We start from the raw sequence: 15,124 nt of genomic DNA, 5'->3' as shown, positions 1-15,124 counted from the left end.
AAGACATTCGCCGTTTATCGAAAACAGAGCCCGCCCTTGATGAATATGACAGCTCTATACCGCCGACCTAAGGGCGACAATCCCAACCTGTTTCACGCCTTTTTGAAGCGGCGTTGAACCGCTTTTCTCCATTCTTCCGCCAGCATGAACAATTTGATTGACGCGCAATATCCGCTCCCACATCTAGCCGTAGCGCTGCTGCTTGGGCTGACCATCGGCATTCAGCGCGGCTGGGTCAACCGCAACGAAGAAGCCGGACATCGAGTTGCGGGGGTAAGAACATTCGCTTTGATTGCGCTGCTGGGCGGTCTGGCAACCTGGTTGGGCGAACAAATGGGAGAGTGGGTGCTGGCGGCGGGCATCATCGCCCTGGCGCTGATTCTTATCGCCGCTTATGTCACCAGCCAGAAACAACGACTGGACATGAGCATCACCAGCCTGATTGCCTCAATGCTGACTTTTTTCTATGGCGCTTTGTGCGTCATGGGAGAATTCTCCGTCGCGGCCACTATGACGGTAGTGACCGCCATAATGCTCGACCTCAAGCCAGAGTTGCATGGTTTTCTAAAAAAGATACGAGATGAAGAGCTGGACGCCGGACTCAAGTTATTGGTGATGACTGTTGTCATGCTGCCAGTTTTACCCAACGAAGGGTTCGGTCCTTGGAACGCTATCAACCCGTATGAAGTTTGGTGGATGATCGTCTTAATCAGCGCCATTTCCTTTGTTGGTTATTTCGCAGTCAAGATAGGCGGCCCATCCAAGGGGATATTGATTACCAGCCTATTCGCAGGCTTAAGTTCATCTACCGCGCTCACACTGCATTTGTCCCGGGTCGCCAAAGATAATCAGGAACACGCGCCGCTTTTGGCTTCAGGCGTGTTGATCGCCTGCGGCACCATGTTCCCGAGGCTATTGCTGGTTATCTATATCGTCCACCCTCCACTGGCTTACGTACTTGCTCCTCCCTTCGCCCTCATGGCCCTTTGTGTATATGCCGCGGCGTTTTATTTCTGGCGCAGCCACTCAGGAATAAAAATTGAACAACCTAATCTCAAACAGAATCCGCTGGAAATATCCTCCGCTCTGTTCTTTGGCTTCCTGCTGCTTTTCATCATGCTGCTCTCCAATGCTCTTCACGAATGGCTGGGCGCCAGCGGCGTCTATGCCCTCAGCGCCATATCCGGGCTTAGCGATGTGGACGCGATCAGTCTATCTCTGGCCCGTCTCGCCAAAGAGCCAGAGAAAGTGGCGTTACTGGTAGCCGCCTGGGGCATTTTTATCGCCGTTTGCAGCAATAACCTGGTCAAGGCAGGTCTTGCATGGACCATCGGTAATCGTCCATTGGGAATTAAAGTCGCGGCCGCCCTCGCTGCTTCTGGCATTGCGGGGCTGGCGATTTTGCTCCTGAACCCTATACAAATCTATTAATCACAGATCAATCGACAACGAAGTAAACGCTATGAACAAACCTGAACTCCTGGCGCCAGCCGGCTCACTCAAACACATGCACTTTGCATTCGCCTACGGCGCCGATGCGGTTTATGCCGGTCAGCCTCGCTATAGCCTGAGAGTGCGGGAAAATGACTTTAATCTCGCCACGCTAGCGGAAGGAATCCAGACAGCGCGCTCGCAAGACAAGAAGTTTTATGTCGCCGCCAACATCGCCCCCCACAACAGCAAAGTGAAAACCTTTCTGGACGACATGGCTCCTGTCGTTGAGATGCGACCAGACGCACTGATCATGTCCGATCCAGGATTAATTATGATGGTTCGCGACAAATGGCCAGACATGCCGGTTCATCTCTCCGTGCAGGCGAACGCCGTCAACTACGCTGCTGTTGAGTTCTGGCGCCGACAAGGACTGGAGCGGGTAATACTGTCACGGGAGTTGTCTTTGGAGGAAATCGCGGAGATCAAGGAAAAGTCGCCGCAGATGGAGCTGGAAGTCTTCGTACATGGCGCGCTATGCATCGCCTACTCTGGGCGCTGCCTATTGTCCGGCTACATCAATAAACGCGACCCTAATCAAGGTACTTGTACAAATGCCTGCCGCTGGAAATACAACGCCATTCCAGCAGTACAAGATGACGCTGGCAATATTACAGCGCAGACCTGGGAGCCAACGCAAACTCAGTCTGGCAGTTCGACATTAGGCGATGGCGGAGTTACCTCAGAAATGTTTCTGCTGCAGGAAGACGGTCGGCCCGATCAACTTATGCCCGCCTTTGAAGACGAACATGGCACTTACATTATGAACTCCAAAGACCTTCGCGCCGTGCAACATGTGGAGCGATTGTGTCGCATCGGCGTGCATTCTTTAAAAATCGAGGGACGAACCAAATCTCATTACTACGTCGCCAGGACTACGCAGGCGTACCGTCAGGCCATCGATGACGCCGTCGCTGGCGCGCCGTTTAACATGTCCCTGATGGACGATCTGGAGAAGCTTGCACATCGGGGCTATACCGAAGGCTTTTACCGACGCCACGTGCATGACGAGTATCAGAATTACGCAAATGGCACATCGCTGTCCGGCAAACAACAATTCGTCGGCGAAGTATTGGAATACTCTCCTGAGAATGGCCTAGCCTTGATTGACGTAAAAAATAAAATTTCTATTGGAGACTCCGTCGAAATTATGACAACAAGTGGAAATATGAACTTTGTTGTCAAAAAAATGGAGAATAAAAACGGACAAAATATTGACGTCGCCCCCGGCTCCGGACATCGCATTCGTCTCGCGTTACCGGAAAACGCACCGAGTCGTCTGGACTTCAGCTTACTAATGCGAAACCTCTAGCCGCTCACCTTTAACGTGATAGACCTTTAAGCCTAGCCACATGGAAGTATGGCTATCAAAACCAAGTCGAATTATATTTTTGTGGGTAGTTAGTCACGAATTGATCATAAAAAGATAGCGTCGCGTCCGAATGTCGACTTTACTGAGCAATCAGTTCCTTTCTAAAAACTAGAAAGTCAGATGTTTTGACAATAATTAAGCCGTTTATCCGAAAGACTTCTTAAAATCGCCATGAAGATAGAATTGCTTGGTAGCGAAGCCTTGTTTCGCGCCCGGAAGCTAATTGCATTTTTGTTTTTGGGAACCGTTGTTGCGACGGGCTCCGGTTGCAACCTGTCCGACTCGATCAGCGGAGATTCCCCCAAAAGCGCCGCACATAGTGGAGACGCTACAGAGGGCGACGGCTCATCGTCTTCCAACCCCAGCGCGGGAGTGCAAGAGCCTATTACGCCCAAGACCCTTTCCTGGAACACGCCCTGGACCCGTGAAGACGGCTCCTCACTCGCTCTTAGCGAAATTGCCGCATACGAAGTGGCCTATCGCAATCTATCCGAAGACAAAGATGGACGCGTAATGATAGATGACGTTGGCGTCACCACATTGAGTCTATCGGGATTCACTTCGGGCAAATATGGCTTTAAGGTAAGAGTGATTGATTATGATGGCGTGGCGAGCGACTACTCTCAGGAGGTCACCGCTACTCTGAATAACGGATAGCTTTTCCTCACTCCCAGCAGCGCCAGGAGTTTCGATAGCCGCCTACAGGGCGGCTATTTTATGCGCGGAAAGTAATTTAGCCTTCATTTCATCTGGATTTTTCAGCGTATTCCCTCTTTCAGCCTCATGCTGATAGCCTTTGCCATATTGGCTTATCAGGCGGGAAATCCAGAATCGCAGCGCGCCGAGCCGCAACGCATCGCTCCATTGGCTCTTCTCAAGGTCAGTCAGGGGGCGCCTCTTGTCGTAGGCTTCCACAAAGGCGCGTAATTTGTCCTGATCGTAATGCCCCGTTGCATCGCAGCACCAATCGTTACAGGCGACGGCGAGATCGAACAACCAACAGTCGTGGCAAGCATGGTAAAAATCAATAACGCCGCTCACCTTGTCGCCATCGAACATGACGTTGTCGACAAACAAGTCGCCATGAATCCAGCCGTTTGGACACTGCGCCCAAATATTCGTCTGATGATGAAAATGTTCAATTTCAGCGTTCAACAACGCCAGTTCATCCTGCTTGATGTGAGGAGCCAAGTCGTCCCGATGAGATTGCATCCACGCTACTGTACGCACCACTTCACGACGACCGGGTGCGGACTGGGACGCCAAGTGCATAGCGCCAAGCAAATCGCCGGCGATGGCGCACTGTTCGAGGGTGGGTGTATCTAGATGGCCGCCGGCAATTCTGGGCACCAGTACGCACGGCTTGCCTTCTATATAAGCCAAAGACGAACCATCCAGCATGGGATGCGGCGCCGGCGCAGGAAAGCCCTGTTGCGCCAGCCCCTGCATCAGATCAATAAATACAGGAAGTTCTTCGGCGGTCACCATTTCAAATATTGTCAGCACCCAGCGCGTTTCTTCTCCGCCGCTTTTTACGCTGACAAAGTAATTGGTGTTTTCTATCCCCGCCGCAATGCCTTGAAATTCAGTCACTTCAGGCGCATCGAAATAAGATTCCAGCAACGTCTGCAATTGCTCTGGAGACACTCTTGTAAAAACCGCCATTAACCCGCCTTATTCACTACTTCTAAAACTTAATTTCGCACGCATCCTGCGTCTGAATCGCCAAAGTTATCGCCTATCGAAAACTTACCATTCCAGGAGCTTCCAGCTCGGAACCAGTATCCGCGGCTTTTCCGATTGCACCCATTCACCCGTATCGGAAGGCACCAGATAATATTCCGGGCCAACTTTGGGCACGACTTTAATCTGCACCAGCTCGCCGTTAACCCGATACTCGTAATGGGTTTCCTTTTCGCCATAACGAATCTGCACTTCCGGCTCCGCCGCCGAGTCTTCCGCCAGCGTTGGCGCCGCCAAAGGAAGAATAATTAACGCGAGCAAAGCTTTACGTATCCAAAAACTCATTGGTAACCTACACGCTGTTTTTTGGTAACCTACACATTTGTTTAATCAGGCAGCGCCTGGGGCTAATTCGCCGGGTAGTCCCGGCAGCTCCGTCAGCCCTCTTCCGGGCCCATTTTCGGGGATTAGCCGATCCTGCGGGATACGCTTATTCCGAGCCCATACAACCATTTAAAACCAGTACCATCTATGAGTAAAGAAAACCGTTCAGCGCCTGTCGTCCTGGTAGACGGCTCCTCGTATCTGTTTCGCGCCTACCACGTTCCCAATCTGAAAGAGCTCAGGAACTCTAAAGGACAGCCTACCGGCGCCATCAGAGGCGTCGTTTCCATGCTTCGGAAGTTGCAAAAAGATTATCCGGAGAGCCAAGTGGTCGCCGTTTTCGACGCCAAGGGCAAGAACTTTCGCCACGAGATGTACCCCGATTACAAGGCCAACCGGCCTCCCATGCCGGAGGATCTCGCCTGCCAGATCGAGCCGTTGTACGACATTGTCCGCGCGATGGGGCTGCCTTTACTGATCATAGAAGGCGTAGAGGCCGACGATGTTATAGGCACGCTGGCCCATGAAGCAACTACAAAAGGGCTGGATGCAGTAATTTCCACTGGCGATAAAGACATGGCCCAGCTGGTGAGCCCTCACGTCACTCTCGTCAACACCATGACAGAGACCACTATGGACAGAGAAGGGGTCGTCGAGAAGTTTGGCGTGCCGCCGGAGCTGATCGTGGATTACCTGGCGCTCATCGGCGATACCGTGGACAACATCCCCGGGGTGAACAAATGCGGCCCCAAAACGGCCGTCAAATGGCTCGGCGAGTTTGGCTCCCTGACACAGGTGATGGAACGGGCGGATGAGGTCAAAGGCAAAATCGGCGAAAGTCTGCGCAGCAGCCTGGAGCAGTTGCCGCTGTCAAAAGAGCTGGCCACCATCAAGACCGATGTCGAACTGCCTTTCACCCTGGAAGAGGTTTGCCCCAATCCCGTCGATACTGAAGCGCTGCGCACCTGGTTTACAGAGCTGGAATTCAGAACCTGGATAAAAGATCTGGACGCCTCACCCTCTGCAAAGGCGGCCACCCCCGAAGCCAGCGCCTCCCCCGCGCAAAGCGAGGTGCGGGATTACCAAGTCGTTACGGAGCAGGATCAGTTTGATCAATGGATCAAAACACTGACGGACGCGAAAACATTCAGCTTCGACACTGAGACCACCAGCCTCAATTATATGGAAGCGGAAATCGTCGGCGTGTCCTTCGCGGTCGAGCCCGGCAAAGCGGCTTACGTGCCCGTAGCCCATGACTACATGGGAGCGCCGGAGCAGCTGGAGCGTGATAAAGTTCTGGCGGCACTCAAGCCTCTGCTGGAGGACCCTGCATATCGCAAGATCGGCCAGAACCTGAAATACGACGCCCACGTATTGGCCAATCATGGCGTACAGCTCAACGGTATCGCCGAAGACACCATGCTGGAGTCCTACGTACTGAACTCCACCGCTAACCGCCATGATATGGATACTCTGGCCTCCAAACACTTGGGGCGGGAAACCATTCACTTTGAAGATATCGCAGGCAAAGGGGCGAAACAGCTGACCTTCAACCAGATCAGTCTTGAGCAAGCTGGCCCTTACGCCGCCGAGGATGCGGATATCACCCTACAATTGCATCACACCCTGAATCCGAAACTAAAAGAAGAGGGACGTTTGGAGCAGGTATATCGCGATATCGAGCTACCACTGGTCCCTGTGTTGATGCGAATGGAGCATCGCGGCGCTTTGGTGGACAGCCAGCGTTTGCGCACCCACAGCCAGGAGTTGGCTGAGCGCATGCTGGAGCTGGAAGAAGAAGCCTATGAAAAAGCCGGGCAGAAGTTCAATCTCGGATCGCCCAAGCAGTTGCAGGAGATTTTCTACGAGAAGCTCGGCTTCGACGTTATCAAGAAAACCCCGAAGGGGCAGCCCTCTACCGCCGAGCCGGTGTTACAGGAATTGGCGGAGAAGTATGAACTGCCTCGCGTCCTTCTGGAGTACCGTGGGCTTTCCAAGCTGAAGTCGACCTACACGGACAAACTGCCGGAGATGATTAACCCACGCACCGGTCGCGTGCATACCTCCTACCAGCAGGCGGTGGCCGCCACTGGACGTTTGTCGTCAAGCGATCCGAACCTGCAAAACATCCCCGTGCGTAATGAGCAGGGCCGTCGCATCCGGCAAGCCTTCATCGCTCCCAAGGGCTGCAAACTGATCTCCGCCGACTACTCGCAGATCGAGCTGCGCATCATGGCTCACCTGTCTGGGGACGAAGGCTTATTAAAAGCATTCTCCGAAGGCCTGGACGTACATCAGGCGACGGCTGCTGAAGTCTTCAACGTCGCATTCGACGAAGTCAGCTCTGAACAACGCCGCAAAGCCAAAGCCATCAACTTCGGTCTGATCTACGGCATGTCCGCCTTCGGCCTGGCCCGTCAGATCCACGTTGAGCGCGGTGAAGCGCAGAGCTATATCGACAAATACTTCGAGCGCTATCCCGGCGTATTGAACTACATGAACCGCATTCGCGCGGAAGCTCAGGACACGGGATACGTCGAGACCCTGTTCGGACGCCGCCTGTATTTACCGGACATTCGCTCCAGCAATCGCAATCTGCAACAGGCGGCGGAGCGCACCGCCATCAACGCCCCTATGCAGGGTACGGCGGCTGACATCATCAAACGCGCCATGCTGGCGGTGGACGCCTGGTTGGAAGGTAAAGATGCGCCGCCGGCGAAGATGATCATGCAGGTGCATGATGAATTGATCCTGGAAGTAGAGGAAAGCGCCGTCGAGGCAGTTAAGGAGAAGCTGATACAGATTATGTCTTCCGCCGCCGACTTGAATGTACCACTGCTGGTGGAAGCCGGCGCCGGCAATAACTGGGATGAAGCGCACTAGCGCTCCCTGAAACGCAAAACGGCGGGACTCCCTTGGGATCCCGCCGTTTTTATATCCGCTTATAAGAAAGCGCTTTTCAGCGATTAATAATCCTGATCGTCGCTCAAAGACAGACTGCTGGCGGCGCCTTGCAGCTTGGAAATATTGCTGTCCGCGCCCAGTTTGATCATCAGACGCAGATCGTTTGCGGAGTCCGCGTGTGACAACGCGTCTTCGTAGGTAATCTCTCCCGCAGCGTAAGCGCGGTATAGCGCCTGATCGAAAGTCTGCATGCCCAGTTCCGACGACTTGGTCATCAGCTCTTTCAACTTGTGCACTTCCCCTTTACGAATCAAGTCTGCGGCCAGCGGCGAGTTGATGAGAATCTCAACAATCGCCCGGCGCCCCTTACCGTCTGGAGTCGGCACCAATTGCTGCGCCACGATGGCCTTCAAGTTCAAGGACAAGTCCATCCACACCTGGTTATGCTGCTCAGGCGGGAAGAAGTTGATGATCCGGTCCAGCGCCTGGTTGGCGTTGTTGGCGTGCAATGTCGCCAAACACAAATGACCGGTTTCCGCGAAGGTCACCGCATATTCCATGGTATCGGCAGAGCGCACCTCCCCGATCATGATAACGTCGGGAGCCTGCCGCAGCGTGTTCTTCAGAGCCACTTCGAACGACTCCGTATCCAGTCCCACTTCCCGCTGCGTAATAATGCAGCCGTGGTGCTGATGGATATATTCGATAGGGTCCTCGATGGAAATGATGTGGCCTTTGCTGTTGCGATTCCGGTGGCCGATCATCGCCGCCAACGACGTGGACTTACCGGTGCCGGTGGCGCCGACGAAGATAATCAGGCCCCGCTTGGTCATAGACAGAGACTTGATAACCTCCGGCAGATGCAGGTCGTCCAGTTTCGGAATGTTGGTCTCAATTCGACGCAACACCATCCCGCACAGGTTGCGCTGATAAAAGGCGCTGACCCGGAAACGGCCAATGCCGCGGGCGCTGATTGCAAAGTTGCACTCATGCGCGACTTCAAAATCCGCACGCTGCTTTTCCGACATTATGGAAAACACGGTTTCCCGTGTCTGTTCAGGGGACAGCGGCGACTTGGTGATAGGCACCATGCGGCCGTGAACTTTGATGCTGGGCGGCACCCCAGCTGTGATAAAGAGGTCCGAAGCCCCCTTTTCCACCATAATTTTTAACAGCTTGTCGAAATCCATCACAACACCCCAATGGTAATAACGCTACAGCGACCGGCATAAACCGGGATAAGGTCGCGGCGTCAGAAATTCTCCGGCATTTTGGCTTTTTCGCGCGCGGCTTCGCGGCTGATCAGCCCTTTAGAAATCAAATTGTGCAGACACTGGTCAAGTGTCTGCATACCCAACGCGGCGCCGGTCTGGATAGACGAATACATCTGGGCGACTTTGTCTTCGCGTATCAGGTTACGAATCGCTGGCGTGCCGATCATGATTTCATGGGCCGCCACACGACCGCCGCCGACCTTCTTCAGAAGAGTCTGCGAGACGACCGCCTGTAACGATTCGGAGAGCATTGATCTTACCATGGCTTTTTCTTCCGCAGGAAACACGTCGACCACCCGGTCAATGGTTTTCGCGGCGGAGGTGGTATGCAGGGTGCCGAATACCAAGTGCCCGGTTTCCGCAGCGGTCAACGCCAAACGGATGGTTTCCAAGTCCCGCATCTCACCAACCAGGATAATGTCCGGATCTTCCCGCAAAGCTGAACGCAGCGCTTCACTGAACCCAAGCGTGTCACGGTGTACTTCACGCTGGTTCACCAGACATTTCTTACTTTCATGCACGAACTCGATAGGGTCTTCGATAGTGAGGATGTGGTCGTAACGGGTATCGTTGATAAAGTCGATCATCGCCGCCAGCGTCGTACTCTTACCGGAACCGGTCGGTCCGGTGACCAGACAGAGTCCGCGAGGCTTCAGGGCGATATCCTTGAACACCTGCCCCATTCCCAAGTCTTCCATTGTCAGCACTTTGGAGGGGATAGTCCGGAATACGGCGCCAGCGCCGCGGTTCTGGTTAAAGGCGTTAACCCGGAAACGGGCGACACCGGGAACTTCGAACGAGAAGTCCGTCTCCAGAAACTCTTCGAAATCCTTACGCTGTTTATCGTTCATAATATCGTAAATCAGCGCGTGTACTTCTTTATGCTCCATCGCGGGCAGGTTAATTCGCCTGACATCCCCGTCGACGCGTATCATGGGAGGCAACCCGGCAGATAGGTGTAAGTCGGAAGCGCCCTGCTTAGCAGAAAACGCAAGCAACTCGGTAATGTCCATTAGGAATCCCCGTTTTGAACCTTATAATGACATGCAGCCTTCCGGCGGCCCTCAAACAGCGCCACCTCCCCACGACGACGGAAGGAACTGAATTTTGTCGGCGGGTTGGTTACAATCTGCGCGTTTCGACGCAGCCTAAGCTATTGATAGAAATAATATGTTCAGCATAGCAGACAACATCAAAACAGTAAGCCAAAGAATACAAAATGCAACAAAATCCGCGGCCCGGCCGGCGGATTCCGTGACGTTGCTCGCAGTCAGTAAAACCAAGCCGGCCGATGCCATTCGGGCCGCGTACGACGCGGGGCTCAGAGATTTTGGCGAAAACTACCTACAAGAATCCCAGGATAAAATCGCTCAGTTAAGCGACCTCGCTATCACTTGGCATTTCATCGGCCCATTGCAGTCCAATAAAACGCGCCCAGTAGCAGAGTTGTTCCAATGGGTGCATACCGTGGACAGGGAAAAAATCGCCCGCCGTCTGTCAGAGCAGCGACCGGAGGGCGCGCCCCCGCTGAACGTCTGCATTCAGGTCAATATTAATGATGAAAGCAGCAAGTCTGGCGTGTCGCCAGATGAGATTGCGCCTTTGGCGGAGATTGTCAGCACTCTGCCTGGCCTGCGCCTGAGAGGTCTGATGTGCATTCCTGATCCGTCTCAAGGAGAAGAGGCGCTGGCCGCCACCTTCAGGGAATTGAATCGCCATTTCGCTGCGCTGCAAACCCGGTTCGATAGCGTAGACACCTTGTCCATGGGCATGTCCGATGACATGGAAGCCGCGATTGCAGCAGGCTCCACCATCGTTCGCATCGGCTCAGCAATCTTTGGCGCCAGAAACTAATAAAATGCAGCGAAATCAGCGGTTTTTTTCCGCCTGTACTTTAAATCAGCCGCCACAAACATTATTAAGACAGTTGGCGATAGTCGTATCCGCAAAGAGAACACTATGAAAGAACACCCACAGCTTACTTTTATCGGCGCCGGCAACATGGCCCGCGCGATACTTGGCGGCCTGATAGCCAACGGCTACCCGGCGAGCCGACTGGCCGCAACGGCTCCTGCCGAGCATGAGTTGAAAGAAGCCGCAGACGCGTTCGGTATCCCGACCAGCACGGATAACCAGAAATTCATGGCGGACTGCGATGCGCTGATCCTGTGTGTAAAGCCACAGGTCATGCAGGCGGTTTGCGAGGGACTGGCGAATGCCGTGCAGCAGCGCCGCCCACTAATCGTCAGCATCGCCGCAGGCGTTTCCTGCGAACAAATTGAAACCTGGCTGGGAGGCGACCTGCCTGTGGTGCGCTGCATGCCAAATACGCCGGCCCAAGTGCACCTGGGCGCCAGTGGGCTGTACGCTAACCCGCGCGTCAGCGAAGCGCAGCGGAAGATTGCGGACAACCTGTTCAGCGCAGTCGGCATTGTCGCCTGGACATCGAAGCAAGAGGACATCCACACCGTCACGGCCTTGTCTGGCAGCGGTCCCGCCTATTGCTTCATGTTTATGGAAGCGATGGAAGAAGCTGCAGCCTCACTAGGTCTGGATCCAGCCAGCGCCCGGACACTGGCGATTCAAACCATGCGCGGCGCCGCTGAATTGGCGACTCGCAGCGATGAAGGTCCCGCGCAACTGAAAAAACGCGTCATGTCACCCGGCGGCACGACGGAGCAAGCGATCAAAAGCTTTGAGGAACAGGATATGAAAGCGATGGTGAAAACCGCTATCCGCAAGGCTTGGGAGAGGTCTTATGAATTGAGCGGTGAACGCGCGCCGGAATAATCTTCTTGACGGTCGTGAGTGAATTGTTTTTTCTTGCAGGCGGCTAGAGCAACTTCCAGACGGATATAAAGCCTATGTTACAAATTTTGTTAGAAGTCACATATTTCATCGGCATGTTCTACATAAGCGTGGTGCTGATGCGGTTTATCCTCCAAGTATCCCGGGCGGATTTCTACAACCCGATCAGCCAGTTCGTGGTTAAGGCCACCAACCCGTTGCTGCTGCCGCTCAGAAAAGTCATTCCCGGCTGGAGAGGTCTGGATTTCGCCTCGCTGGCGCTGGCGCTGCTTTTGTCCATACTGTTAATCATCTTGGTCAGTCTGACCCCTATGAGCCACATACTTCCACTTCTGGGGCTCATCGTGACCAAGGCGGTGTTGCTGATGATCAAGTGCGTTATTAACATTTATCAGTTCGCCATCTTCATCATGGTCATTATCAGCTGGGTGGCTCCGGGCAGTTATCACCCAGGCGCTCAACTTGTCCATCAGATCACCGAGCCTTTGATGCGTCCGGTACGTAAAATCATGCCTCCCATCGGCGGGCTGGATCTTTCCCCCATGGTGGTGTTGCTGCTGCTGTTCGTGATCGGCCGGGCGTTGTCCATTGCCTGATCCAGCTGCTTCCCGCTGCGTCAACCTGCAGGATGAGCAAACGCTCATTCTGCAGTGTCATTTACAGCCTGGAGCTAAAAAAGATGAGATTGTCGGCATGCATGGCGACGCGCTGAAAATCAAAATAAGCGCCCCGCCTATCGATGGTAGAGCCAATCAGCAGCTTATCCGTTTTCTCGCCAAAGTCTGCGGCGTCAAGCAACAAGATGTACACATTCTCGCCGGTGAAAGCAGCCGTCAAAAGCGTATTCGCGTGCAAAACTTGACGGACGTCCCAAAGCTACTAAAACCCTATATATGATAACAAACCGTTACATGACGGTTTGATGTCCTTTTCGCAATATAAACGCTTGATTTTCCAAAGCTACCCGATACAAAATCGAACCTGAACAAATTTTCATCATTCGCAGTCGCCAACACGGACACAGCAGCGCCAACGGAATCCCATATAATGGCAACCTTAGGGTCAGAGCGAGAAACAACAATATGAGCAGTGGACTAAGTTATCACGTCGAAGCCTACCACCAGTGGAAGAACACCCTGATCCGGGAGATCGCCCATTATCAAAGCTGGCTGCGCACCAATCAGCTGAACTCCGACGATCTGGAGCTGAAACTGCAGCGCTGCGCTCAGTTACTCCATGAGGACAACCTCACCATCGCATTCGTCGGCGAGTTTTCCCGTGGTAAGACCGAACTGATCAACGCTCTGTTTTTCGCCGAGTTCGGCCAGCGCATGCTGCCTTCCCAGGCCGGGCGCACCACCATGTGTCCTACCGAGCTGTTCTATGACCGCGATGGCGGCTCTTACCTTAAGCTGCTTCCTATAGAGACCCGTAGCGAAGAAAAGTCCCTGGCGGACTACAAACGCAGCCAGGAGCACTGGGTTTATTACCCTCTGGACATGACGACGCCGGAATCCATGCGCGAGTCGCTGGACCAAGTGGCGCGCACGCGAACAGTCAGTTTTGAAGAAGCCCGCCGTCTGGGCTTTGAGCTGGGCTCATTGGAGCGCGACCCCAGCCATCCGGGCATGGCGATTATTCCCGCTTGGCGCCATGCGTTGATCAGTCTGGAAAACCCCATGCTGCAACAGGGGCTCCGCATACTGGACACCCCTGGCCTCAACGCCTTGGGCTCCGAGCCGGAGCTGACCGTCAGCATGATTCCCAACGCCCACGCCGTGATCTTTATGCTCGGCGCGGACACTGGCGTTACCGCCAGCGATATGGAGATCTGGACCAATCACATCTTCACCGAACACTCTGATCACCGCGCCGGTCGTTTTGCGGTGCTCAACAAGATCGACGTACTCTGGGACGATATTCAGGGCGAAGAGCACACCAACAAGGCCATCGCCAAGGTACAGGCTAAAACCGCCGACCAACTGGGCCTTAAGCCAGAAGAAGTGCTGTTGCTCTCCGCCAAGCAGGCGTTGGTCGGACGTATCAAGGGCGATGAGCAGAAGCTGCGCAGCAGCCGCCTCGACGACTTGGAGGCCCTGCTTACCGACCGCATTCTGGGACAGAAAGAGCGGCTGATCACCCATAATGTCGTGAACGACGTACTAGGCATGCTGCAAACCAGCCAGGCCATCCTGCAGTCCCGTTACGCTACTTATCAGGAAAAGCTGGAGGAGTATGAAAGTAAGGGCGTCAGCGCGGATTTCCTGCGTGAGCTGACTGACAAGACTCAGGACGACTACAACTTTTATTACAAAAAGCTGTTTACGCTGCGCTCCAGTCGCCGTCTGATGAAGTCACAAGCGATGATTCTGAACAATCTGGTGAATCTGGAGCATTTCGAATCCCACGCCAAAAAGACTCGCGATGAGCTGATCAACAGCTGGACGACGATTGGCATGGGCCGAGCCATGGCCGGCTTCTTCCATGCAATCGAAAACGACATCAGCAACCTCAACCATGAGGCCAGACTGGCTCAGAAGATGGTAGGCTCCATCTACCAGCGCTACGCCAATGATTCACGCTCAAGTCATCTGAGGCCCGCGCCCTTCACCATTACCCGGCAAATCCGAGAACTGGAAGGACTGAAGATGCGCGCGGATAAATTCCGCCGCAACCCGCGCACTCTGGTTTCCGAACAGACTGTAGTGGTGAAGCGCTTCTTCACTGTTATTGTCAGCGAGGCCCGTCGCCTGTACGAAGAAATCCACAAAGAAACGGACCGTTGGCCTCAAGAGGCGCTATTGCCGATATTGCAGCACACCATTGAGCAAAAGCAGTTGCTGGAGCACCAGATTCGTCGTCTGAAAGATTTGGCGAAAACCGCCAAAGATACGCGCAGTCAGGTGAAACGCATCGTGAGCATGATGGAGGAAATCAATCAGGAGATTCAGGAGGCGGAACAGATACAGCGCAAGTTGCGTCGCCCCGCCCCGCAAATGCTCACCCAGAAGGTGGTCAGCCTTCCCGGCATGCAACGCTGATAGCCCAATCATTCGCCGCGTGAGCCCGGCTTGCGCGGCGCGTCCGATTCCACCCGCAGTCTCCCGTTTTCTTATTCTCCTGCGCCATCCCAGGTTGGTTATTGCTATCCGCTGGATTGATTAATAGACTGCGCCACTTAGCATGTGTTTTTGAAAGGAATAGTTCG

At 54.0% G+C, this 15,124-nt stretch carries 13 protein-coding genes; 9 read left to right on the top strand and 4 right to left on the bottom strand.

What is annotated here, in order from left to right:
• Positions 1 to 144 precede the first annotated feature (144 nt).
• From O5O45_RS28605 to O5O45_RS28595, 3 genes are all read left to right on the top strand, one after another.
• Positions 145 to 1,431: an MgtC/SapB family protein gene (locus O5O45_RS28605; RefSeq protein ID WP_305902700.1), complete on the top strand. Its 1,287-nt coding sequence runs from the start codon at positions 145 to 147 to the stop codon at positions 1,429 to 1,431.
• 31 nt (positions 1,432 to 1,462) lie between these two features.
• Positions 1,463 to 2,803: a prephenate-dependent tRNA uridine(34) hydroxylase TrhP gene (gene trhP / locus O5O45_RS28600; protein ID WP_305902699.1), complete on the top strand. Its 1,341-nt coding sequence runs from the start codon at positions 1,463 to 1,465 to the stop codon at positions 2,801 to 2,803.
• 231 nt (positions 2,804 to 3,034) lie between these two features.
• Positions 3,035 to 3,520 carry a fibronectin type III domain-containing protein gene (locus O5O45_RS28595; RefSeq protein WP_305902698.1) on the top strand — a complete coding sequence of 162 codons (486 nt, stop codon included), beginning with the start codon at positions 3,035 to 3,037 and terminating at the stop codon, positions 3,518 to 3,520.
• Positions 3,521 to 3,562: 42 nt separating this feature from the next.
• On the opposite strand, the gene O5O45_RS28590 is transcribed toward O5O45_RS28595, so the two are convergent.
• Together O5O45_RS28590 and O5O45_RS28585 are read right to left on the bottom strand one after the other, a co-directional pair.
• Complete coding sequence (locus tag O5O45_RS28590; protein ID WP_305902697.1) at positions 3,563 to 4,528, bottom strand: homoserine kinase; 966 nt, start codon at positions 4,526 to 4,528, stop codon at positions 3,563 to 3,565.
• Between the two features lie 84 nt (positions 4,529 to 4,612).
• Positions 4,613 to 4,891: a DUF2782 domain-containing protein gene (locus O5O45_RS28585; RefSeq protein WP_216737530.1), complete on the bottom strand. Its 279-nt coding sequence runs from the start codon at positions 4,889 to 4,891 to the stop codon at positions 4,613 to 4,615.
• Positions 4,892 to 5,077: 186 nt separating this feature from the next.
• On the opposite strand from O5O45_RS28585, the gene polA reads away from it, so the two are divergent.
• The gene (gene polA / locus O5O45_RS28580) at positions 5,078 to 7,813 is read left to right on the top strand and encodes a DNA polymerase I (protein WP_305902696.1); all 2,736 of its coding nucleotides are present in this window, start codon (positions 5,078 to 5,080) and stop codon (positions 7,811 to 7,813) included.
• A gap of 83 nt (positions 7,814 to 7,896) precedes the next feature.
• On the opposite strand, the gene O5O45_RS28575 is transcribed toward polA, so the two are convergent.
• Positions 7,897 to 9,024, bottom strand: a complete 1,128-nt coding sequence (locus tag O5O45_RS28575; protein ID WP_216737532.1) for a PilT/PilU family type 4a pilus ATPase — start codon at positions 9,022 to 9,024, stop codon at positions 7,897 to 7,899.
• 62 nt (positions 9,025 to 9,086) lie between these two features.
• Positions 9,087 to 10,121: a type IV pilus twitching motility protein PilT gene (locus O5O45_RS28570; RefSeq protein ID WP_011400052.1), complete on the bottom strand. Its 1,035-nt coding sequence runs from the start codon at positions 10,119 to 10,121 to the stop codon at positions 9,087 to 9,089.
• A 157-nt stretch (positions 10,122 to 10,278) separates the two neighbouring features.
• Here O5O45_RS28570 and O5O45_RS28565 point away from each other — a divergent pair, with 157 nt between their 5' ends.
• From O5O45_RS28565 to O5O45_RS28545, 5 genes are all read left to right on the top strand, one after another.
• Positions 10,279 to 10,962 (top strand): YggS family pyridoxal phosphate-dependent enzyme, encoded by a 684-nt coding sequence (locus O5O45_RS28565; RefSeq protein ID WP_305902695.1) that lies wholly within the window; start codon positions 10,279 to 10,281, stop codon positions 10,960 to 10,962.
• A 105-nt stretch (positions 10,963 to 11,067) separates the two neighbouring features.
• Entirely contained in the window at positions 11,068 to 11,898 is an 831-nt protein-coding gene (proC, locus tag O5O45_RS28560) for a pyrroline-5-carboxylate reductase (protein ID WP_305902694.1), read from the top strand.
• Between the two features lie 74 nt (positions 11,899 to 11,972).
• On the top strand, positions 11,973 to 12,512 hold the full coding sequence (locus O5O45_RS28555) for a YggT family protein (protein WP_305902693.1): 540 nt from the start codon (positions 11,973 to 11,975) through the stop codon (positions 12,510 to 12,512).
• Positions 12,505 to 12,813, top strand: coding sequence for a DUF167 domain-containing protein (locus O5O45_RS28550; protein ID WP_305902692.1), 309 nt, complete (start codon positions 12,505 to 12,507; stop codon positions 12,811 to 12,813). The genes O5O45_RS28555 and O5O45_RS28550 overlap by 8 nt, the downstream gene beginning before the upstream one ends.
• A gap of 185 nt (positions 12,814 to 12,998) precedes the next feature.
• Entirely contained in the window at positions 12,999 to 14,957 is a 1,959-nt protein-coding gene (locus O5O45_RS28545) for a dynamin family protein (RefSeq protein ID WP_305902691.1), read from the top strand.
• The last annotated feature ends 167 nt before the right edge of the window (positions 14,958 to 15,124 follow it).

Origin of the sequence: Hahella sp. HNIBRBA332 (assembly GCF_030719035.1) — a bacterium.
Classification (GTDB): Bacteria; Pseudomonadota; Gammaproteobacteria; order Pseudomonadales; family Oleiphilaceae; genus Hahella.
The sequence above is the reverse complement of the archived record's forward strand: the minus strand, read 5'-3'. Positions and strand labels throughout refer to the sequence as shown.